This window comes from Hoylesella timonensis 4401737 = DSM 22865 = JCM 15640, from assembly GCF_000455445.1.
In the GTDB taxonomy this organism is placed as follows: Bacteria; Bacteroidota; Bacteroidia; order Bacteroidales; family Bacteroidaceae; genus Prevotella; species Prevotella timonensis.
On the sequence record NZ_HG417094.1, the window covers coordinates 37,043 to 60,845 of the forward strand.

General features: G+C 43.2%; 16 protein-coding genes. 8 read left to right on the top strand and 8 right to left on the bottom strand.

Annotation, left to right across the window (positions count from 1 at the left end; translation table 11 throughout):
• Positions 1-7 precede the first annotated feature (7 nt).
• The 3 genes from lepB (at position 8) to BN35_RS05990 (ending at position 1,861) form a co-directional block, all read left to right on the top strand.
• Positions 8-469, top strand: coding sequence for a signal peptidase I (lepB, locus tag BN35_RS05980; RefSeq protein ID WP_025071913.1), 462 nt, complete (start codon positions 8-10; stop codon positions 467-469).
• A 31-nt stretch (positions 470-500) separates the two neighbouring features.
• Entirely contained in the window at positions 501-1,130 is a 630-nt protein-coding gene (locus BN35_RS05985) for a WbqC family protein (RefSeq protein ID WP_028900934.1), read from the top strand.
• A gap of 182 nt (positions 1,131-1,312) precedes the next feature.
• Positions 1,313-1,861: a DUF3332 domain-containing protein gene (locus tag BN35_RS05990; protein WP_025071912.1), complete on the top strand. Its 549-nt coding sequence runs from the start codon at positions 1,313-1,315 to the stop codon at positions 1,859-1,861.
• 112 nt (positions 1,862-1,973) lie between these two features.
• Here the strand turns inward: BN35_RS05990 and BN35_RS05995 are convergent, their stop codons facing one another.
• Positions 1,974-3,209: a M16 family metallopeptidase gene (locus tag BN35_RS05995; protein ID WP_028900933.1), complete on the bottom strand. Its 1,236-nt coding sequence runs from the start codon at positions 3,207-3,209 to the stop codon at positions 1,974-1,976.
• Positions 3,210-3,381: 172 nt separating this feature from the next.
• On the opposite strand from BN35_RS05995, the gene BN35_RS06000 reads away from it, so the two are divergent.
• Together BN35_RS06000 and BN35_RS06005 are read left to right on the top strand one after the other, a co-directional pair.
• Complete coding sequence (locus tag BN35_RS06000) at positions 3,382-4,326, top strand: carbohydrate kinase family protein (RefSeq protein WP_025071911.1); 945 nt, start codon at positions 3,382-3,384, stop codon at positions 4,324-4,326.
• A 47-nt stretch (positions 4,327-4,373) separates the two neighbouring features.
• Positions 4,374-5,567 carry an FprA family A-type flavoprotein gene (locus BN35_RS06005; RefSeq protein ID WP_028900932.1) on the top strand — a complete coding sequence of 398 codons (1,194 nt, stop codon included), beginning with the start codon at positions 4,374-4,376 and terminating at the stop codon, positions 5,565-5,567.
• A gap of 127 nt (positions 5,568-5,694) precedes the next feature.
• On the opposite strand, the gene BN35_RS06010 is transcribed toward BN35_RS06005, so the two are convergent.
• The 7 genes from BN35_RS06010 to BN35_RS06040 form a co-directional block, all read right to left on the bottom strand.
• On the bottom strand, positions 5,695-7,236 hold the full coding sequence (locus tag BN35_RS06010; protein WP_025071910.1) for a sulfatase: 1,542 nt from the start codon (positions 7,234-7,236) through the stop codon (positions 5,695-5,697).
• A gap of 29 nt (positions 7,237-7,265) precedes the next feature.
• Positions 7,266-9,314: a RagB/SusD family nutrient uptake outer membrane protein gene (locus tag BN35_RS06015; protein WP_025071909.1), complete on the bottom strand. Its 2,049-nt coding sequence runs from the start codon at positions 9,312-9,314 to the stop codon at positions 7,266-7,268.
• A gap of 14 nt (positions 9,315-9,328) precedes the next feature.
• Complete coding sequence (locus BN35_RS06020; RefSeq protein WP_248616656.1) at positions 9,329-12,781, bottom strand: TonB-dependent receptor; 3,453 nt, start codon at positions 12,779-12,781, stop codon at positions 9,329-9,331.
• A gap of 101 nt (positions 12,782-12,882) precedes the next feature.
• Positions 12,883-13,770: a FecR family protein gene (locus BN35_RS06025; RefSeq protein ID WP_081411421.1), complete on the bottom strand. Its 888-nt coding sequence runs from the start codon at positions 13,768-13,770 to the stop codon at positions 12,883-12,885.
• A 50-nt stretch (positions 13,771-13,820) separates the two neighbouring features.
• Positions 13,821-15,215 (bottom strand): alpha-L-fucosidase, encoded by a 1,395-nt coding sequence (locus BN35_RS06030; protein ID WP_028900930.1) that lies wholly within the window; start codon positions 15,213-15,215, stop codon positions 13,821-13,823.
• A 67-nt stretch (positions 15,216-15,282) separates the two neighbouring features.
• Positions 15,283-15,858 carry an RNA polymerase sigma-70 factor gene (locus tag BN35_RS06035; RefSeq protein ID WP_025071907.1) on the bottom strand — a complete coding sequence of 192 codons (576 nt, stop codon included), beginning with the start codon at positions 15,856-15,858 and terminating at the stop codon, positions 15,283-15,285.
• A 20-nt stretch (positions 15,859-15,878) separates the two neighbouring features.
• Entirely contained in the window at positions 15,879-16,499 is a 621-nt protein-coding gene (locus BN35_RS06040) for an RNA polymerase sigma-70 factor (RefSeq protein WP_025071906.1), read from the bottom strand.
• Positions 16,500-17,380: 881 nt separating this feature from the next.
• Here BN35_RS06040 and BN35_RS06045 point away from each other — a divergent pair.
• The 3 genes from BN35_RS06045 to BN35_RS06055 all read left to right on the top strand — a co-directional run bounded on the left by BN35_RS06045 (position 17,381) and on the right by BN35_RS06055 (position 23,803).
• Positions 17,381-18,364, top strand: a complete 984-nt coding sequence (locus BN35_RS06045) for a FecR family protein (protein ID WP_025071905.1) — start codon at positions 17,381-17,383, stop codon at positions 18,362-18,364.
• Between the two features lie 84 nt (positions 18,365-18,448).
• Entirely contained in the window at positions 18,449-21,982 is a 3,534-nt protein-coding gene (locus BN35_RS06050) for a SusC/RagA family TonB-linked outer membrane protein (RefSeq protein WP_028900928.1), read from the top strand.
• A 15-nt stretch (positions 21,983-21,997) separates the two neighbouring features.
• Positions 21,998-23,803, top strand: coding sequence for a SusD/RagB family nutrient-binding outer membrane lipoprotein (locus BN35_RS06055; RefSeq protein ID WP_025071903.1), 1,806 nt, complete (start codon positions 21,998-22,000; stop codon positions 23,801-23,803).

Consider the following 23,803-nt stretch of genomic DNA (forward strand, 5'->3'; position numbering starts at 1 on the left):
CCATACCTTGCGAAACATTTTACAATGGATGCTGTCCATCGTAGTGTGTACGGTAGTGATGTTAGCTATACGTGCATATCTGTTTACCATCTTTATTGTACCCAATGAGGAGTTGCGACCAGCACTTCAGAAGGGAGACAGAGTATTGGTGAACAGACTTTCGCACACTCATTTTTCAAAGGGAGACGTGGTGTTGTTCCGTTTCAAACAAGAGGCTTTGGGGCGCATCATAGCAATACCTGGCGATACCATCGTAGTAAAGGGAGAACAATATAAAATACCAAACTACTGCCATGGTAGTTGTACTTGTGGTGAATGCCAATTCGTACTCGTCAGCAATGGGCAACAACAAGCATTGGTGAGACAAGGAGATATTATTGGCAAGACGTATTCGTTATGGAGATGGAAACATCGACAGAAAAAACACGAATACAACGTGCCAGCCCACAGGCAGAGTAATGGCAGTTAAGTAATGATAAGTTAAGATAATACACAACCAAATGGCATCTGTTCTTTTGTCATCCACCTATTTCGGTCCTATTCAGTGGTATCAGAAACTCTATCGCCATGAATGCTGTTACATAGAGAAGTACGACCATTTCATCAAGCAAACTTATCGCAACCGTTGCCAAATAGCGACAACCCAAGGTGTACAAACGTTGAGCATCCCCGTAGAAAAATTCGACGCTCCTAAATGCTTGATGTGCGACGTACGCATTAGCGACCATGCGAATTGGCGGCATGTGCATTGGAATGCTTTAGTATCCGCTTACGGTGAGAGTCCTTTTTTTGAATTTTATGAAGACGATATTCGTCCTTTTTTTACCAAGAAATGGACTTTCTTATATGATTTTAATTTTGAAATCATGCAGAAAATGTGTGAACTCTTGGATATTGAACCGAACGTTCGAGCGACAACAGAATATCTGAAGATAGGGGAGGGACACGGTGATGCGTCAGAAGTGGTAGACTTTCGTGAGGCTATTCATCCCAAACGCCCACAGCCTGATTGTTCGTTCCAACCACAGCCCTACTACCAAGTATATGCGGAGAAACATGGATTCCTTCCTAATTTAAGTATTATTGACTTGCTGATGAACTTAGGCAACGAAGCGATTTTGTTGCTTTAGCAAACCTTTGCATCAAATAGGGTGTACGAGTACATTCAATTTTATTCGATAGCAGCTTAGTAATTACAGGTCAAACGGAGGACTGACAGTAAATCTATTGTTAAAAATAATAATAATCAAGTGATGTTTCAATTTTTCTCGTATCTTTGAATTCCAAATATTACTCACTAATAAATTGAATGATGAAGACAAAAAAGATGAAGGTTGCCACCTTTTTATTAGCAGGCGCATTGGTTTCTACCTCATGTGTAGGAAGTTTTAGCTTGTTCAATAAGCTGGCAAGTTGGAACAGAACTGCGACAGACAGCAAGTTTCTCAATGAACTTATTTTCTTAATTATTTCTCCTGCTTATGGCATTTGTAGTGCAGCCGATGCATTGGTATTGAATACCATTGAGTTCTGGACTGGCGACAATCCTATGGCAAATGTTGGTAAGACGAAACAGGTAATGGGGCAAGATGGAAAATATTACGCAGTGAAGACCCTTCAAGATGGCTATGAAATTACAAGTCCTGAAGGTCAAACGACGAAATTTATTTATGACAAATCCTTGAATGCTTGGTCGCAAGTGGTTGCAGGAAAGCAGACGGAGATGTTTCGCATCAATGAAGATGGAACCGTACGTGTAACACTTCCTGAAGGAAAACAAATGAATGTTGCGATGAACGAGGCTGGTCTTTACCAAGTAAGAATGGCAGTAAATGGCGGTACTTATTGGGCGATGAGATAAAGAAAAGATAACATTCTAAAAGATACAGTACGAGCTACATAGCGCAAAATGTCATCAATATTTTGTGCTATGTAGCTCAATTTTATGGACTATTCTTTGATCGCCAACGAAGTTATTGATAAATGAGCGTTAGAAGGCGGTCGTCCGCCATGATTTCTTGTGCTACTTGCTGTATTTGTCTTGCTGATATGGCATCGATTTGTGTATATAAAGAAGTGATATCCTTTTCCCAACCGTAATGCAGGAAGCACTTTCCAAAATCTAAAGCAAAGCTCTCTCGATTATCACAAGCAATGCCAATTTGTCCTTTTAACTGTTTTTGAGCAGCGTGCAACTGGTAAGATGTCATTGGTTCATTGATGACACGATGAAGTTCTTTTTTCACTAACTTGATACATTGAGAAACATCATGAATGTCACAACCGAAATAAATGCCCCATATTCCTGTGTCTCCATAACTTGCCATTGAACTTTCTACCGTATAGACTAAGCCATGATGTTCTCGTAAAGAAACATTGAGTCGAGCATTCATCCCCGGACCGCCCAACAGATTGTTTAAGAGGTATAAAGCAATACGATTGGGGTGGTGTATATCATAAGCCCTACTACCTATCATGACATGCGCCTGATGAGTTCCCTTGTCTTTGATGATGGGTGGAGGAACTTGTAAAGAGCCTTGATAGCGATTCAAAGACTCGGACTTAATTGGTGTTGAGGCAGGTTGGTCTGCCGTTGCCTTCTTAAGTAGGTGTACGAGGCGTTGAAAGTCTATATCCCCATCAATAAAAAAGACCGCATTCTCTGGACGATAATACTGATTTGTAAATCGTAGTGCGTCTTCGCTGGTAAATGCACGTACTTGCTGTGTGGTTCCCAAGATATTATGTCCTAAGGCATGATTATTGAATACCGTATTTTCAAATTCATCGTAAATTAAATCAGCGGGAGAGTCGTTATAACTCTCGATTTCATCGCAAATAACCTCTTTCTCTTTGTGAATTTCGGCGTCAGGATAAGTGCTATGAAAGACAATATCAGTGAGTAAATCTACGGCACGTGCGACATCTTCTTTCAAGAGAGCTGCGTAGAAAACCGTTTCTTCTTTGTTGGTAAAAGCGTTGAGGTCGCCGCCCACTCTCTCCAAAAGGTTCAAGATGTGCCATGCCTTTCGATGCTTCGTACCCTTGAATGTCATGTGTTCACAGAAGTGTGCCAGTCCTTCCTCGTCTGCATTTTCATTTCGAGAGCCTGCCTTAATCTGATAACCACAATAAATCACAGGCGAAGGGGAAGGATGGTGAATGATACGCAAACCATTGGTTAGTACACTGGTATGATAATTCGTCATGATGATTGCTTTATATTTTTTTGAATTGCACTAAATAATTCTCTTAGATGAGCTATTTCATTCCTTGTACAAAGGTACGCATTCTGTCTATAATGAAATTATTATAGGCATTTTATTTTGTCGTGCTACTGATTTGCAGTATATTTGCACGAAAGGTAAAAAAAATGTGTTTATGCGTAAGGTAATAGGAATTGGTGAAACGGTTCTCGACATCATTTTCAAAGACAATCAGCCCATAGGAGCTTTCCCCGGTGGTTCAACATTCAACGGACTCATTTCTTTGGGGCGTTCAGGCGTCCATGCTACCTTTATTAGTGAAACAGGTAACGACCGTGTTGGTAAAATGATTACCACTTTTTTAGAGGATAATGGGGTAGATGCAAGCCATGTGAACGTATTTCCTGAAAGCAAATCGCCTATCTCTCTGGCATTTTTGAATGAAGATAATGATGCAGAATATTTGTTTTATAAGGATCATCCACACGACCAGCTTGACTTTACACTCCCTGATATCCAGCCGAACGATATTGTTATCTTTGGCTCTTACTATGCTGTAAACCCTGTGATACGTCCTCAAGTTGTTAGTTTGTTGGAACACGCAAAGAGTCATGGGGCGATTATCTACTATGATGTCAATTTCAGACCCGCACATCAGCGAAATGTCCTCCGTATTACTCCCAACTTGTTGGAGAACCTTGAGTTTGCAGACATTGTGCGAGGGAGCCATGAAGACTTTCAAACGTTATACAAAATGGATGATGCTGCTAAAATTTATCAAGCAGAGATTTCATTCTATTGCAAGCATTTTATTTGCACACAAGGTAGCGCACAGGTGCGACTCTTTGCAGAAAATCGGTTTGAGAAAGCCTACGATGCACTTGCTTCTACACCCGTTAGTACAATTGGGGCTGGTGACAACTTCAACGCTGGTTTTATTTTTGGACTGATAAAATATGGAATCACACGCAGTATGTTGGAACAAGGGTTGTCAGAAACACAATGGGATAAACTCATAGACTGTGCATTACGCTTTGCAGCAGAAAGCTGCAAGAGCATTAACAACTATGTCTCAACCGATTTTGGAAATAAAATGAAAGCCGAAATCCAAACATCATAATTCGATATCAAACCATTTATTCAAATCAAAATATATTTAATAAATTTATGATAGAACTAAAAAATAAAGTCTATTATGTAGGGGTGAACGATCGCAACAAGTCTTTGTTTGAAGGTTTGTGGCCTCTGCCAGCGGGCGTTACATACAATTCGTTCCTGATAGACGACGAAAAAGTGTGCCTCATCGACGCTGTTCAAGTGGATTTCTTCACGCAATTCATCGAAAACCTGCATGAGGTGCTGGGCGACCGACCCATCGATTACCTCGTAATCAACCACATGGAACCCGACCACAGCGGCTCTTTGGGACTGCTGAAGAAGTACTATCCCAACATTCAAGTCATCGGTAACAAGAAAACGTTCGACTTGATGGCCGGATTCTACGGCATCAAAGACCAAACGATTGAAGTGAAACATGGCGAAGTGATAGACCTTGGTCATCACAAGTTGAAGTTCTTCATGACGCCCATGGTACATTGGCCCGAAACAATGATGACGCTCGACGAAACTGACCACATGCTGTTCTCGGGCGATGGCTTTGGATGTTTCGGCGCATTGAATGGTGGTATCCTGGACGAGGAGATAGACACCAGTTGGGCTTGGTTGGAGATGGTGCGCTATTATAGTAACATCGTAGGGAAATATGGCGTGCCCGTGCAGAACGCTTTGAAGAAGTTAGCCGATCAACAAATCGATTACATTTGTACTACCCATGGTCCTGTATGGCACGAGAATGCAGCGAAAGTGATAGACCTCTATGACAAAATGTCCAAATATGAAACCGATGAGGGCATCGTCATCTGCTATGGAACCATGTATGGCAACACCGAACGCATGGCAGAAACCATCGCGAGAGCAGCCAGTCAGGCCGGCATCAAGAACATTTGCATGTACAACATCTCGAAGACGCACCACTCTTACATCCTCCGTGACATCTTCCGTTACCGCGGATTGATTGTGGGAGCGCCAACTTACAACAACGGATTGTACCACGAGATGTCCGAACTCCTGTCAGAAATAGCCAACCACGACATCAAGAACCATTACATCGGATGGTTTGGCAGCTATGGATGGGCCAGCAAAGCCGTACCCACCATTGCCGAATGGGTAGACACCAAGCTCAAATTTGAGCCTGTGGGAACGCCCGTTGAAATGAAACAAGCCATGTCAAAAGACGTACGTCGACAGTGCGAAGAACTGGGGAAGGCCATGGCTGACCGCTTGAAGGCAGATCGAAAATAAGAAAGATGTAACACATCTTAGCTAAATCAACATGAGCAAGTTGCATGGAGAGTGCATCTTGCTCATGTCGTTTCTTCTACATTCGCCTCTTTATTCTTTAGACAGACTTTCTGTATTGTCTTTCTGTTTATTGCTCATCAGGCCATGAACAAAGCTTGCCAGTATCCTTATAAGACGGACGTTGTGCTTGCATATTCCTGAGTTTCTTTCCCAACAGTGCTGAAAGCTCTCTTACCTTTTGAGGTTTTTGTGCTGCAACGTTTTTCTTCTCTCCTATATCAAGCATGATGTTGTACAACTCCTTATGTCCTGTGGGATAGTCATAAATCAACTTCCAGTTGCCTTGGCGTATTGCACAGTTCATACTGATTCCTGGACCTGTGCTATCCCATATATTCGGTACGTTCCATATGATGGCTCTATGTTGCAGATTCTTGTCTGTACGTCCTTGCAACGAGGGCACCAAATCCATGCCATCAATGGTCTGTGGTACCTGATAATGGGTGATTTGCGCCATGTGAAGGATGGTGGGGTACAAATCCTCTACCATGATGCTGGCATCGTTTCGCACGCCTTGCTTCACCTCACCGTTCCATTTCACAATAAAAGGAACTCGTATTCCTCCTTCATAGAGCGAACCTTTTCCGCTTTTCAAAGGAGCATTTTGAGTGTACAATGGTGTATCGCGCCATTCCTGAGAAGAGGCCAGTCCGCCATTATCTCCTAAAAAGATAATGATGGTATTCTCTGCCTCTTTGTTCTTTTCGAGCCAATCCATGATGTCGCCCAAGCTCTTATCCATACCCTCTATCAACGAAGCATAGGCAGCATCCTTGTTCGAAAGCCCTCTGCGGACATACTTTGGAAAGAAACGCATGTCCTTGTCAATAGGGATATGAAGTGCATAGTGCGACATGTAGAGATAGAATGGTTGCTGGTAACGCTTGGCTTTGTCAAGTGCCTTGATAGCTTCTTTAGTGAGAGCCTCTGTGGCAAATGTTCCCGTTCCCCAATAGCTCTCCAATCCAGGAATGGCATTGAGCGCATAAGGCTTTCCATCCTTGGTGTGACCATAGTTCAGCTCGCTAAGATAAGTGGCTAATCCTCCAGCCGCAGTACCTGTGATGTTTACCTCGAAGCCAAAATGGCACGGATTCTCCCCTGGAGTGTCAATAGCACCCCAATGCGCTTTTCCGCAATGAATGGTGTGATAGCCGTTGTCTTTCAGTATTTGGACGAATGACTTGGCTATGGTGGTATGCGAAACCGTAGACACTTGAGCAATTCCGTTATAGTTCCAATCGGCAGGCTTCACTCGCCCGTCTTTTCCGTCAGTCATTTTGTCCCGCTGTAACGTCCAGTTCGTTACTCTATGGCGTGCCATATTCATGCCGGTCATCAAACTGCAACGTGTGGGAGAACTGACTGGACAGGCGTATGCTTGCGTAAACATCATGCCTTGACGCGCCAGCCGCTCCATGTTTGGCGTATCATACATCTCATTGTAACGTGTCTTTTGGTTCCAAAATGGCACCGACGTATCCTGCCACCCCATATCATCGACGATGAAGACAATGATGTTGGGGCGGTTCTCCTTCTGCTGCGCACAAGTACCGCCACACCCCAAGAAGGATGCGGCAGCCGTTGTAAGCATTAACTGTTTATTCATTGATAGCATAGAATTTGTATTGAAACTCCCTATTCGGCAGGCAGTGTTCCATCCTCGGTACTCCAATATGGGTTTTGATAAATAGACGAAGTTGTGTAATCGTTTGACCCGGGAACAGCTGTTGTCAATCTAAATTCTACATTGCTGATGGGATAAAGATAATTGGCTGTTGTCCAAGTCAGACCATCAAAACCAATATTCGATTTGCTCTTGCGGTAGGGCAGCAAGTATTTACCTTGGGCATATTTGTCACTCTTTGCTGATATATTGGCAGCCTTGTTGGAATTTCCATATTCTACGATGTCTATAGGCTTCAAAGGCAGTGAGGCATCGACAGCTGCGGGATGAGTGTACAGCTGGTATATCTGGTCCCAGAAATTAATACCTCGCACCTGATAGTTGCTCACCTGATCCAACGACCTCCAACGCTTAAGGTCCATGAGGCGCAACCCCTCTGCTACCAGCTCAACTCTTCTTTCACGCCGGATATTGTACAGCACGGGTGAGATTTGTTCACCTCGAGAGTAACTCCCCCAATCTTCTTTCTCCTTTTCCATCTCCGTATGGGCAATGGTCTTCTCATAGTCTGCATCCATTCCTGCTCGTGTGCGTAATGCCTTCCAGTATTGGTCACACTTCCCGCCCAAGTTTCCATGAAGCTCATAGTATGCCTCAATATAGTTGAGATAAGCCTCTGCCGCCCTAAATACAGGGCAACCTGTAAACGATTCTTTTGTAGGTTGCATGCTCCCATCTGTATTCAAACCTTTTCGCAAAGAGTAGCCCGTAGGACAGCTGTTCTCTACCTCGCCTTCAAAGATAGGCGATCGATAAAAGTAACCATACCCATCCGACTTTTTGATGTATTCTATCAGGTTGGGACTGGTTGACAGCAAATCATTGGTCTTCAGTATCGTTTTATCCATCCTGGGGTCTCTCTGGTCAAACACATGCTGGTATGTGTCATCACCCTGATATTGAGACCCTGCGGCATATACAGGAAGTCCTGTCTTCATCAGATACGAGTCAACAAACGATTTTGACAGTCCTGCATTCCCACATCCATTGCGCTGCAGGTAGCTCACTACCCAATGGTGCGAAGTGTTGCCTGCTTGCAAGCCATAACGTCTCCACAGCAAAACCTCTGACATGTCACTCAGGTCTACAGAGTTGAACAATGCAGCATAATCGTGATGGAGGCTATGGCTGGAGGCAACGATGTCAGCAGCCTCAACCGCCTGCTGAAGAAAATACTGTATCTCCTTGTCTATGTCAATAGTGAAATGCTTTAAGTACTCGACATTTGCGCCAGGCCACTGTTTGCCTCCGGGCACGAAGGCTGTGCCACGATGGTATTTCTCCCACGTACCCTCAAACAAGGCCACCCTGCTCTTCATCAATGCAGCGCAATCGCGTGTCAGTCGGTTTGTCATGGGTGGAACGTTAGCCATGAGTTGGTATGCACGGTTGAGATCAGAAAGAATGAACCGAGCCACCTCATTGCGTGGACGGCGCTGTGAGGCAACACGCACACTATCATAATTCTCCTCCACGACTTTCTTGACTATAGGGAAGTCGCCAAAATCACGCAAAGCCGTAAAGTAGATATAAGCCCGGAAGAAATAGACCTCCCCCAGATAATGTCTGACACGAGAGGCGTTGCCTGATATTTTACCTTGTTCTACCTGAGGAGCCACTTTGCTCAAGAAATAATTGGTGGCACGGATTTTCTTCATATAGGTGTTCCACAAATTAGAATTTCCTTCATTCACATGGAACTGCCCTTTGACAAAAAGTTTGGAGGGCACATTGGAGGTCTGGTTGTCTGTGCCATTGTCCAACCTGAACAAGCCCAAATGGTATGCTCCAGACCCATGTGAAGGAAGTATGTTGCCTGTGTGCTCGCCATCATCCTTGTCATCATAAAACTTTGCAGCATAAGCCGCCAAGTCGTTTTCGCTTTCAAGGTACACATTGGTACTGACTTCTGTTATAGGCTCACTGTCAAGAAAGTCATTACAAGAAACAGGAATGGCAGCCAATCCCAACAGTGCTATATATACTAATTGCTTTTTCATTTTATACTTGTTTTTTAGAATGACACATTAAGACCAAAAGAGACCGTTTTCTGCAAGGGATAGGTCTTGCCTGTATTTGAGTCTGTGTAGTTTGAGTATGCCGTTTCAGGGTCGAACGCCTTGGGAAGGCTCTTGATGGTGAACAGGTTTTCTGCACTCACATATAGGTAAACTTTCTGTAGGTGTGCCTTGTCCACCAACTGTTTAGGCAAGGAATAGCCCAGCTGAATATTCTTCAGTCGCGCGTACGCCCCATTTCTGAGATAGCGCGTTTGTACATACTGGTTCTTGTCTGAGTTCATATACACTCGTGGGAAATAGGCATCGGTATTAGGCCCGAATACGGATGTTGTATTCGCAGGGCGATAGTAGTCCAGCTGTTCTTTCAGGCCTGTTGATTGCCATTCGCCTCCATTTAACCCCCAAAACATGTTGCCACTGAGCCAAAGGTCTCGCTTTGCCACTCCTTGCCAGAACATACTGAAGTCGAATCCTTTCCAGCTCAAACCCATATTCACACCAAAATGATAGCGTGGCGTACTGTTGCCGATGATTCTCCGGTCTCCAGAGTCTGCCAACGTATTCGCACCCTGATTAACAATGTGGTCTCCATCCAAATCCTCGTACATGATGTCACCTTCTGTCCAACCAGAGCCCCATGATGGCTTGTTGTCTTTTATCCAGGCGTCCATCTCATCTTGGCTTTTTGCAATACCATGGGTTACATATCCCCAAATCTCTCCCAACTCCTGACCTTCATAATAGGTGGTCAATGATTTTGAGGCATTGGGGTATCTATCAATAAACGTACGGGCATCCGACAAGTTCAATCCTATATTATAACGTACCTCTCCTATATAATCTTGCCAAGCCATGGCTATTTCCCAGCCACGCGTATGCAGGTCAGTATTGTTGCTGTTAGGCAATTTGGTACCGAAGGCGGATGCGATTTCTCCAGCTGGCCCAACCATGTTGGAAGTCTTGCGGTTATAATAGTCAAAATTAACGTTGAGGCGATTACGCAACATAGACACATCAAATCCAACATTGACGGAACGTACGGTTTCCCATGTGAGCGAGGTGCTTACCGTAGAAGGCGCAAGAGCTACGGTAGGCTTCTTTCCATTCATCAACCAAGAACCACCATTCACCGTAATTTGCTGCAACAAATAGAACGGATAATATGAATTTGTGTTTTGGTTTCCTAACGTTCCCCATGAGATGCGTGGCTTCAGCAAACTGATAATTCTGTCGTCTACCTTGAAGAATTTCTCGCCTGCTATATTCCAACCTACCGATACGGAGCCAAACAGTCCCCAACGATCTTTGCTCAAGAAACGTGAAGAGCCGTCATAACGGATATTGCTCGTAAAGAAATAACGATTTTCATAATCATAGTTCAATCTCCCAAAGAATCCTGCTGTAGCCCAGGAATATGCACTGGCATCACGTATCTTATCGACTCCTGTAGCAGCCCCTATCTCGGGTACCAACTCTGTTATCAAATCCATTCGTTGTAAATCCACATCGCGATTATTGAACTTCTCGGTGTTCAATCCCGCCATCAACTTAAACTTGTGACTGTTGATGTCAAATGAATAATCCGTGTAAAGGTTGGCTGTGACCATACTCGAACGCAACCAATACTGCATGGCACCTGTCTGTCCTGTGGCATACGAGCTTCCGTATCCTAATGGAAGAGGGTCACCATTCACGTTGTGCTCATAAACTTTGTTCAGATTTTGCTTGTCAAACTGATTAACGGTTCTCAGTCCTATATTTGCTGTTATATTCCAATTCTTCAACGGATGAAATACAAGCTGGCCTTGGAAATAAGCGTCGTTGGTTGATGATTCCGAACGGCTGCCATTCGTAAGTTGATTCAACTTGCCATTACGCATATAATACCCATTGGGGTCCTTGAACGGCATCATTGGCCACATACGGGAAATATCGTGGTAGAGAAGACCGTTTAATACTGTGTACAGAGGGTTATCCAATTGTTTATAGATATATCTTGCGTTTACCTGAACCTCCAACCACTCGTATGGAGCTGCATTGTATTTGAAATTGGTTGTCAAACGCTTGAACTTGTCCTTTCCATATCGCAGATTGCCATCCTGGCCAAGATAATTAGCCGAAAGATAATAGCGGTTCTTGCTGTTTCCGCCATTGATGTTCAGATTATGTTCTTGCGCCCAAGACCACTTAAATTGCTTGTCCCACCAATTCACATTGTCATTGGCTTTCTCATGGAATTGCCAGTTTCCATTTGAATTGGGAATAGTAGACGTTTTTATCTCACCTCTCATATACTTCTGGATGCGGTCAAGCGTGTCATCATTAAAGATAGGTGAGCCTCCGCCATTCACACTTCCTTCATTAAAATAATTCGCAAACTCCCATGCGTCCATCGGGTCAGGAAGATTGCCTGGGCCATAATACCGTACATTGCTTGTATACGATACGTTTGTTCGGTCTGCTCTGCCTGATTTAGTTGTAATCAGCACTACTCCAAAGGCTGCCCGGGAACCATATATGGAACTTGCTGCAGCATCCTTCAATACAGATATAGATTCTATATCGCTGGGATTCACATCATCCATATTTCCCTCTATACCATCAATCAAGACAAGTGTCGCTGCTTTCGACCCTGTAGAGATTGTTCCTGTTCCGCGAATAGAAATTCCCATACTTTGCCCTAACTGTCCTCCAAATCCACCTACTGACATATTCAGTCCAGGAACAGTACCCTGAAGCGACTGACTAAGATTAGTAACTGGGCGGTCGGCAAGCATTTTCGTGTCTACGGTTGTAATGGCATCTGTAATGTTGGATTTTCTTTGTGTGCCAAAGCCCACAACTACCACTTCTGACAATGCTTGAGCGTTTTCGTGCATTCTGACAGTTAAAGGCTGACCAGATTGCGCCTTTACTTGACTGGTTTCATAGCCTATGTACGACACATTGAGCATGACACGAAGTGAAGACGTGTTCAACGAGAAATGACCGTCAATATCAGTTATTGCCTTATTGTCAGTCCCCTGTTCCACAACAGTAGCTCCAATAATAGGATCTCCAGTCTGGTCCACGATCACTCCTTTAACTTGGTACACCGTCTGCTGGGGTGTATTGTTAGACAGGTTATGAACCGTTTGACTTTCTACTATTGCTATATGCCGATCAATAATCTTATAGGTTAGGCTTTGTCCCCTAAGCATCTCTTCAAGCAATGCTGACAAGGTCAGGCTTTTACTACTAATCTTAATTGTCCGATGAAGGTCCAAAGTCTCTTGCGAGAAATCTACAGACATCTTAGTTTGTTTCTCGATAGCTTTTACAAGCTTGGACACAGTAGCCTTGTTTTGTTGAAGATGGATGATTTGGCTTTGACCAAATGCACCTATCGACATTGACAGACACAAGACTAATACTGCTGTCGTCTTTTTGTACATACTGATTTTCATTGTTTTGTTAGGTTAATTTAGATATTATAATTATTGTAACTGCAAATTCGGTATCACGTACACAGGTCTGAAGCGTTTGGTATCTCAGGACAGACCAGCATTCATCGCTTGGAGATGAATATGCTGTCACCATCTTTAGTATAAGTCATATCTCCTGATACGAAAGTCAACACATTCATAATACGTTCTATGGTTTCGCCTTTCTTGAAATTCATCGTATAGCATCTTTTCGAATCGACATCCTTTGCTATGCTGATAGTAACACGATAACGCCGTTCTATCGACTTCAGGATTTTCTCCAGAGGCTCCTGTGTGAAATTCAATCCGCCTTTTACCCACGAGTTATATGCCATTGCATCTACCATTTGTTTGTGCATTGTTCCAGCTGTTCTGCTGTATACCAGCTGTTCATTAGGACTAAGCGTCATTGTTTGGATACTATCGGAGACATTGACAGATCCTTCCTCAAGTGTTACCACAACCTGCTCTTCATCACTATATGAGTTGACAGAAAAGTGTGTTCCTAATACTCGAACCTTCACATTTCCCAAATGGACAACAAAGGGGTGACTGGCATCCTTGGAAACTTCAAAATGACAGCTGCCATTTACAAACACGCTCCGCTCCTTGGCATGCGAACTGAAACTGTGTGGATAGACAATTGTCGTCCCCGAATTGACTACAACCTTTGTATTATCAGATAACACAAGACTGTCTATACATCCTTTTGGCACATAGTATTCTGCCAATTGCATGTCGTTCGCATAATAGCTTGCCGAGAAAAGCCAAACCAAAATAGCAGACAGCAGTGGAAGCATAAAAATAGCAGCATATCTCAAAATGGTAGACACTCTACTCCTACGTCTTACCGACTGGCTGTAAATGGTTCGGTTTTGCCGAAAAATATCGAGTGCTTGATGCAATTCTCCTTCTGGCATTTTATTTACATCTTCTTCCCATAATGTCTGTAAATATTTGTCAATCTTCATATCGTACTTATTTTCTTGTATTCCCTTTATTTTTATGCCTTTAATAAACTTTAATATCTATGAGCAGAAAAGGCTGATATGTATGGTTTGCCTTCCGACATCTTTATATATAGCCGCAATGCCGATACATTCTGAGGCTCCCATGTATCTATCTTCTTGTGACCTATACATGTACCAGAAGATAGAATTCGCCATTTTCCGTTTACTTTTCCTTGTACTTGGTAGCTTCGCACTCGCTCTCCTTTTGTTATGTCCTCCGAGATGACGGCCGCATTGACCGTGACCGCAGGCTTGAAATTCAAACTAAACACGTTTCCAACACCTGAAACTGATGCTAAAGGAATACCGTATCGCCGTTTGATTTCATCGCCAAACTCTTTCAACCGCTTTACATCTTCATCAGGAACAAGACCACGATTGTCGGGTGCTACTCCTATGATTAAGGTTGAGTTATGCCCAACAGAGTTCTCATACATCTTCATCAAATTGTCTAAAGGGTAGATGTGTTCTTCGTCATGGGGTTCCCAAAACCATTCATGTCTCCCTTTGTAACCTCGCAAAGGACTGTCAGACATGGCAGGCATATAATATGTCCCATTGGCATCACCGTACTTGAGCAGCCGGTTATCGCATTTGAACACTATTGCCTGATTTTTTGAATGTGAATAGGGGAAAGGGTAAGTACCCCAGCACGGATAAGGAACCATACCCGTCTCAGAGCCTCCCCAACGAATATCGGCACGCTGACTATTATGATAGAAGATAATGTTCTTTTGATATTTCTCAACAATAGGTAAGATATCTGGACCTCCCAACTCGGGTCCATGTCCACCTCCGTCATACCAAACAATGGCTAAGTCACCATAGCGCGACATCAATTCTTTTGTCATACCTTCGCACATGTGGTTATAAAAAACTTGACGGTTCGCCTGAAACTGGCTGCCGTCCTTTGGCATCATAAAGTCATGAACACCCAAAAAGGAATTCCAACGTATGCCGATATAAACACCAGGTAGGACACCATACTTGCGACACGAGCGAACGAAGTCGCGCACTATGTCACCTTTACCATTGCACCATTTCAAAACTTTCATACAGTAAGGATTCGCATCCGACTGATATATGGCGAAACCCGTCTCGTGTGTTGCTGTAATAATAGCTATTTTAGCCCCCATAGCTTTGACCGATCGTATCCATTGGTCGGTGTCTAACTGGTTTGGATTAAAAATATTGACATCTTGGATTGGCGTGATTCTATTCAAGGTCTGGTTGTATGCCACACTATCAAAAACATGCAAGTCATAGTGAAAGATAGCGGCAAGCTCAGCATTCTGCCAAACCAATTGCGCTTGATGGGGTACAGGCACAAGTAATCTGTCTTTAGGGTTTGTGCCAAAAACAGGTAGGTTTATCAACAAACCGAGCAATAGATATAGAACTCTCATATCATCGAATCTCCACGAATGGTTTTGATATAAAGAGTCAGAATTTCCTCAACGCACGCAATCAGATTTAGTTAAGATACGTTAATAATATAAATAGATAGAATATTTCTCGCAAATATGCAATTCCCAACGATATGTGTTTCTCAACGGTTCGCTTACTAACTCCTAATTTTTCGGCTATCTCTGCGTTGCTCATTCCTTCCACACGGCTCATAAGAAAGACTTTTCTTCGTTGTTCAGGCATCTTCTGGACTTCTTGCATCAGGAGTTTGTAAAGCTCCTCGTAACACAACCGTACTTCAGGATTCTCCATGTCATTGCTTTCTGGAATTATTCTTGCTGTTTCATTATATGTAAACGAATCTTTCAGACAGCGAAGGGCAGCATTGCGTGCGGATACAAAAAGGTAGTTGTCAATGTTCTTAATTCCAAGAAAGTGCGTACGATTAATCCATAATTGCATGAAAAGGTCTTGTACGATGTCTTCTGCAACACTCTTGTCATGGTTGAAATGCATAACAAACTGCAGAACCTTGGGATAATATTTCACAAATAGTTCATCAAACGCCTTTTCATCACCAATAGAAAGAGATAATAAGAAATGGCGATTGTTTGTAATATCAAAGGGGTTAGATGATTGCATTGAATGAAAACGTTTTTATTCTATTGAATTCCAAATTGCAACGCCACGAAGAATAGCATCAACGAGATATCTTGGTGCTTTTTGGCAAATGCTTTGAGCATGGTTAAGGCTTTGGAAATGTGATATTCCACCGTCTTAATCGATATGTTAAGTCTTTCGGCAATCTCTCGGTTCTTCAGTCCTTCTTGGCGACTCAAATAAAAAATTTGTTTCGACTGATGCGGTAAGGAGTTTAATATTTGATCAATTTCATCAAGTAGTTCCTGATAAACCAACTCCTCTTCAGGATTATGATGAAAGAACAAACTATAAAGAGATTCTGATTCTTGTTGGGTAGGTAAGTCATCTATAGACCGTTGGTTTCTAATCAGTTGCTGTCGAATAAAGTTTAAGCACGCATTGCGTACCATGGTGTAAAGAAGTGAGGAGATAGAAATAGGTTTCAATTGCTCTCTGTTTAACCAAAGTTTGGTGAAGCAGTCTTGCAAAATGTCATTTAAGTCTTCCTCGGTAGGGATGTATCGTGTAGCGTACGCCTTAAGCATGGGATAGTAAGTCTTAAAGACATATTCATACGCTTCTGCCTTTCCTGACTTAATATCCTCAAATAATTGGGCGGAATCCTTTGAGTAGGTTTTCATAATACGCTGATGTATTCGGCAAAGATAGGTATTATCGTCCTAATTTACAAGAGAATGCTTTAATAATTCCACTTCATCGCACGCCTCTTTTATGAAACAGAAACCACCAACTAAGTGTTTCATTTACTTTCAATGGGTTGTTGAAACAAAAGCTAATGGTTGATTTTGTCAACAAACAATCTATTGATATAAAAGAGCCATGTTTTTAATGATTATTTGGCGAATGTACTCGTTGCTTTTGTCCTATTATTTTACCAAAAATCGACCATTCAAAATCTTCAAAATAGAAAAAATGAATAGGCAAGCGGTATGCAAAAATACGCTGATTTGAGCAAAATAAACGTCTTTTTAAGTTAGAACATCGACTTAACACGCTTGGAAACACGCTTTAGCGGTGTTATTCACATACAGTAGCAGCATTAAAGCATGCAAATAGTGAGCTTATCTCAATGGGTTAGTCGCCAAGAAAGGGTGAAAAATGGAATGAAAAGATGCGGACTAAACGTAATATGTTCAATAACAATGAATTACAAACCTCGCTCATTTTCAGCGTATTTGCAACCAACTTTGCTGTTGGTTGTAAATACGCGAGTTATGAGAGGCTCTTTGTAAAGAAAATTCAGCATTTATTTTCCTTCCATGCTAAGGGCTGAAAGATCAAAAGATCTCCACCAACTTGACCTTCGTGAGGGGGTTCTTTGCTTATTTCTTCAGCGTGTTTACGTTCTTTCAGATAAAGTTTCATCGCAACAATTTTGTTCCTTTCGTGCTTTTTGTTGTCAAAATAGCAGTCTTCAATGAATGAATTTTAACTTTATTCATATTTTTGTTAGGGTAAAACTGTTCTTGCGTGTTATATATACAGAGTCCTTGAATTAAATATGGAAAATATAAACAATCAATTGTCAAATTTGGCTTTTCGCTTTTTCGAAGGTACGCTCACCAACGAAGAAGAGAGGGAATTATTCGCTCTTCTTGATGGAAATGCTGCACAGCAACAGGCGTTTTACGAATTGGAGCAAAAGTGGAATGACAAACATACCCCTTCTTTAGAAACAGATATGCAGTGGCATCAGTTTTGGAACGGAATAGAGAAGTGCAAAACTCTAAAGCCAAAGAGAGCTATCATCTCACTGCGATACAAACTTGCTGCAGCTGCTGTCCTTTTGGTGTTGGTTGCTTCATTGTGTACCTATTTATTAATGGGGCTCAATAAAAATAGCAATGCCTATTATACTTGTATTGCCCCGCTCGGTGGAAAAGCCGAAGTGGTGTTGCCAGACGGCTCGCATGTCTGGCTGAATGCAGGTTCGCAATTGCGTTATCCAGCTTCTTTTGATACCAATAATCGTGAAGTACAACTCACAGGCGAGGGCTATTTTGAGGTTGCTCATTGCAAACATGCCATGTTCACCGTGAACACGAAGTGGTATGATGTAAAAGTGCATGGAACCAAGTTTAATGTGACAGCTTACGCAGATGATCCAGATGTGACGACCACATTGTTAGAAGGAAGCGTTGAGATAAGCAACTCTAAACATAACCTCATGATGATACCCGGAGATAAAGTCGTCTTTGATAAATCTTCAGGAGTGTTGCAAAAGACAAAAACGTCTGTAAGGTCGAATGCATGGGTACAGGGAAACACAGAATTTGAAAGTATTACGTTGGCAGATTTGGCTAAAATACTGTCACGGAGATTTAATGTAAATATCAGGATACAAAGCCCTCAACTGAAAAACGAAAAGTTTGCCATTGTATTAAACAATGGTGAAAACTTGGATGGTATTCTACAAGGATTAGAAAAAACCATCCCCATTAAGGTGGTTCAAAAGGGGAGAGATGTTGTCATTCAGAGCCTCTAATCTTCATTACATCGTTGCCTAATCAAATTAATAACCAAATAAATTAACTCTAACTAAAAGAATAAAAAAAAACAGTAAGAAACCATGAGAGAGAAATACTTGTATTATTCAATTCTCGTTGCACTCCTTCTGTGTCCATTGGGCATCTCTGCTCAAACCGTCACAAAGGTTTTCAACAAAACGCCGCTGAAGACTGTCCTCAAGGAAGTTGAACGGCAAACAAAGATGTCTATCATTTACAATGTAAGTGAGGTAAATGGTCAGAAAAAGATTACCGCTACATTTAACAACGAACCTGTGGCAAAAGTGTTAGACAGAGTGCTCGATACATCTTTAGATTACTCTATTGAGAATAAGATGATTACCATTTTTCATCGAAATAAAGCACAAGAGAAAGCAAAAACTACACCACAAAATAGAATCGGGCAGTCGCGCACAATTCAAGGTACTGTTGTTGATTCCCATGGAGAACCTCTCATTGGGGTGACGGTTCGTATAAAGAACGCACAGACAGGTGTCGTGACAGACATCGATGGCAAGTATTCATTGGTGACTAAGGAGACAGCTCCAACGTTGGAATTTTCTTACATCGGTTATACACCTCAAAGTATTGTCGCAAATAGCAACAATATTAATGTAAAGCTGAAAGAAGAAAGCAGCATGCTCAACGAGGTGGTGGTGACCGCCATGGGTATTCAACGTAAGGAGAAATCGCTGACTTATGCCACACAACAGGTAAAGGCAGAAGACTTGATGCGTGTACAAGACCCCAACGCAGTGAACTCTTTGGAAGGTAAAGTGTCGGGCGTCGTTATCACGCCAAGTGCCGGTGGTGCCGGTGGTGCGTCAAAGATTATCCTCCGTGGTAACAAGTCGGTGTTGGGAAACAGCTCTCCACTCATTGTATTGGACGGAGTTCCGATGAGCAACGGTACACGTGGGCAAATCAATGGTTCGAACATCGAGTACGCAGGTGTTTCTGAAGGTGCTGACCCCTTGTCGATGATTAACCCTGACGATATTGAGTCGATGAACGTACTGAAGGGTGCCAATGCTGCCGCTCTCTACGGTTCGGCTGCCGCTAACGGTGTGGTGATGATTACGACAAAGAAAGGAAAGCAAGGAAAGCTATCTGTAAGTGTTACTTCTAACATTACTTTCGATACGCCGCTGCTCACACCAGAGATACAAAACGTCTATGGTGCACGCATCAAAGCAGCTGGTGGACTTGATATTGGCAGCTGGGGAGACAAGGTGGCTAACCGCCCTGCAGACCAGTTAACCTTGCAATCGTCCTTTGACTCGTCGGCACCTTTTGCTCCTGGTTTCGTGAATACCGTTCATCTGCGTAATGCAGCCAAGAACGACTTGGACGACTTCTATCGCACGGGTACCACGATCAACAACTCGGTGTCGTTTTCTGGAGGTACAGAGAAGATACAGAGTTACTTCTCTTTCTCTAACTCGCACGCCAACGGTATGCTGGTTAGCAACTCATACAACCGTAATACGGTGAATTTCCGACAGTCGTACAACTTCCTCAAACGACTACACATCAATACCGCTATCAACTATATCCAGACCATTACCAACAACCGTCCTGGTGGTGGTACCGTGATGAACCCAGTGTACCACATGTACACAGCACCACGCAACTTGGACATGGACTACTATCGCAACCATTACTATCGTGAAAATGGTACGTGGATGGCGAAGAACGTTCCTGCATACGTACAGCAAAATGGTAGTATTTACGAGCTTACCACTACTGATTTGACATTCAATGGTCCGATGCAAGACTGGGCATACTTGGAGAAGAGCCAAAACAACCCTTACTGGCTTACCCGCATGAATAGTACCAAGCAGCGCACCGACCGTGTGTTTGGAACGGTGAGTGGTAAGATTGACATTTATGACGGGTTGGATTTCCAAGCACGTCTTAGCATTGACCACACCAAGTACGACAACGACGGAAAACGATATGCTACCACCTTCACCCCCGGAGGTATTGAGCCTTATGGTATCTATTCAAAGACTTTGGACCGTACTTCGGAAATTTATACCGACTACTTGCTGTCTTACAACAAGACATTTGAAGATACATGGAGTGTATCGGCAACAGCAGGATGGGTGGCTCACTTAATCAGAACAAAGTACCAAAATACTTATACCACTGCAACTCCGAAGGATGGCAACAAAATAAGATTCTCTAAACTCGTGAACTATTTTGAGACCGATGCTGCCACAGCAGGCGAAACACGTGCTTCGGTAAGCACCAATTGGGACAAGGCTGCCCTGTTCACCGCTCAACTCGGTTGGAAAGACATGGTGTACTTTGATGCTTCCTATCGTCAGGACTGGTATCGTGCCTTCAGACAGTTCAAAGATCGCGGCACATCTGCGAGCTATGGTTACTTTGGCTTTGGTGCCAATGCCATCGTTAGCTCTATGGTAAAACTGCCCGAGGTGATTTCTTACTTGAAATATCGTGCTTCTTATTCAGAGGTAGGTAACTCTATTCCTAACAAAGTGTTAGCAAGATCATCACGTGACACGTTCACTGGAGCCGTTCCACCGTCACCATACTCGTCATTCAAGAATCCTAAACCCGAGAAAACTCGCTCATTCGAGACTGGTATTGAGTCGTCATGGTTCGGCAGTCGTCTCGACTTCGACTTCACGTTCTATCACGCACTCTCTACCGATCAATATATGGAGGGAGCCAATGCTTCTGGAAAAATTGAGCCGATGAACTCTGGAAAGATTAGAAACATGGGTGTGGAGACGACCCTTGGTTATAACTTCCGTTTTGGAAAAGACTGGCGATGGAAGACTTCTTACAACCTGTCGTACAACGATAACGAAATTATGGAGACCACCTACAACCCTGATGGCACCGAGAAGTTGGTGTTCCAAGATGTGGCTGAGGTGCGCGTAAGATATAAGAAAGGTGGCTCGATTGGTGACATGTATGTAACCGATTACAAACGCAATGCCGACGGAACACTCGTTACGACGAAAGACGGAAGACTGAGCTTTGAGTCTGAGGCTTCTAAAAAATACACGGTATATGCTGGCAACATGAACTCTAAGTGGCAAATGGGTTGGAGCAACACCCTTAGCTATAAGAACTTCCAGTTGTTCTTCCTCATCAATGGTCGCATTGGCGGTAAGGTGATTTCGCTCACCGAGTCGTACCTTGACAACTTAGGATTGTCACAGCGTACCGCAGATGCACGCTTGTATGCCGAGCAACACAACTTGACAGTCAATGGACAACTGGCAATGCCCCTGCCAGATGGTAGTGGTCGACTGGTTCCCATTGAGAGTTATTACACAAGTATCGGTGGTGTGAAGAAGAGTCCATTGGAGTATATTTATGATGCCACTAACTTCCGCTTGCGCGAGTTGTCTATGGGCTATACGTTCCAAAATCTCTTTAAGAGCAATGCCAGCCTCAATGTGTCGTTCATTGCACGCAACTTATTCTTCTTGTACAAGAATTCACCCGTTGATCCTGATGTATCTTTGTCAACTGGCAACGGATTAGGTGCGTTCGAGATGTTCAACATGCCTTCTTCGCGCTCGTATGGATTATCAATGAAACTAACATTCTAAACAATCGTTCAAACAATGAAAAGAATACAATATATTGCAATAGCAGCACTTACTACAGGGTTCATGACCCTGCAGTCGTGCTTGGATTTTGATGAGCCGACCGATGATTTTCGACCAAATGACATTACTATTGATGAGGGAGACATCGTGGGTGACGCTAACGCTGTAAATCTCATCAACTATAAGGCGTTGTACACAGAGGAGCAAGTAGATGCAGCAGCCAAGAGTTTGGATAAATATTTTGGCATGTTGAAGGTAGCTCAGTACTGTATGCGGGGTGGAAAGGAAGGGCAATATCCAGGTTCACATGCTTACCAGCGTTATTATACGTTGCCCGATGTGTATGCACAATATGGTGTTGTTCCACATTCCGATTTTGCTCATGCTGGTGAGTTGATATCTTCCTATCATGCCAGTCAGGATTGGATTTCTGGACCTAACGGTCAGTTTATGGGAGCACGTACCAGTTTGACGCCGCTGCTGAATCATAAATCTTCCGATTCCATTCCTGAAGTGAAGGCGATAGCCTTGTTGTTGTACAACTATGCAGCGATTGAGAATGTAGACATGTATGGAACCATTCCTTACAATGACTTCAAGGCAAACAAGGTAGACCCACCTTTCAAGTACGATGACATGAAGACCATCTACACAGGTGCCGAAGCCAATATTGATACCATTGTTAATTGTCTACGCTATTTTGACAGCAAACCTGCGTGGTATCAAGCCAAGGTGAAGGATATTGTCAACAATTTTAGCGAGGTAACGCAAGACAAAACAAACGGTGTTAAAAACATGGAGACATGGGTTCGCTTTGCCAATTCTCTGAAGTTGCGCATGGCGATGCACATGGTCAAGGCAGAACCTCAGTTGGCACAAAAGTGGGCAGAGGAAGCTGTGAAGAGTGGAGTGATTGATGATTTAAAATATGAAGTGGGTATGTTCCCATCCATTTATGGAGGTGTACATCCTTTGGTAGAAATTTCCGAAAGCTGGGGTGATATGCGTTTTAGTGCTTCGTTCGTTAGTTTGCTGAAGAGTTTGACACACCCTTACCGTTTCTCTCTTTGCATGAAAAACAGTGGAGATTTGCGTAATGACCAAGGTGTTTCTTTGCCTGCCGAATCAGACCAAGTAGGTATCCGCTCTGGTATTCACACAGGGAAAGGGCAGTCCTACGGTTCTAACCAGTTTGTTGGGTTCAGTCGAATCAATCCTAAGCTGATAGAGAAAGCACCTTTGTACCTCTTTAAGTGGGCAGAAATTGACTTCTTGCGTGCAGAAGGTGCCTTGCGAGGATGGGACATGGGGGGTAAAGCCGAATTGTTCTATAACCGCGCTATTGAAAACTCTCCGTTCTTAGAGCCAGGCACTAAGTTTTACAACGGCTTAAAGTCTGTGATCTTGAAGAAATATATAAATGTTGAGAAGCCCACGCCTTATATGTATAAAGATCCTACCGGCTCATCACCAGATATGGAAAGCGTGACGAAGATTGGCGTCAAATGGAATGAAGCCGATGACAAGGAAACGAAGTTAGAGAAAATTATTACGCAGAAATACATTGCACTCTTCCCTAACAGCATGGAAGCATGGGGCGAAATGCGACGCACTGGTTATCCGAAGATGTTCCCTGTTCTTAACGTTGAGGAAGGAGACGGCAGTTTGAAACCTGGCGATTTGGTTCGGCGCATTCTCTTCCCCAATAGCGATGATGCTTCGTTGAAAGACATTCAGGCTACTGGACTGAAAGCCTTGGGCGGTCCCGACCAGCAAGCTACGCGTGTGTGGTGGGATGTGAAAGGTAAAGGAAACTTTTAA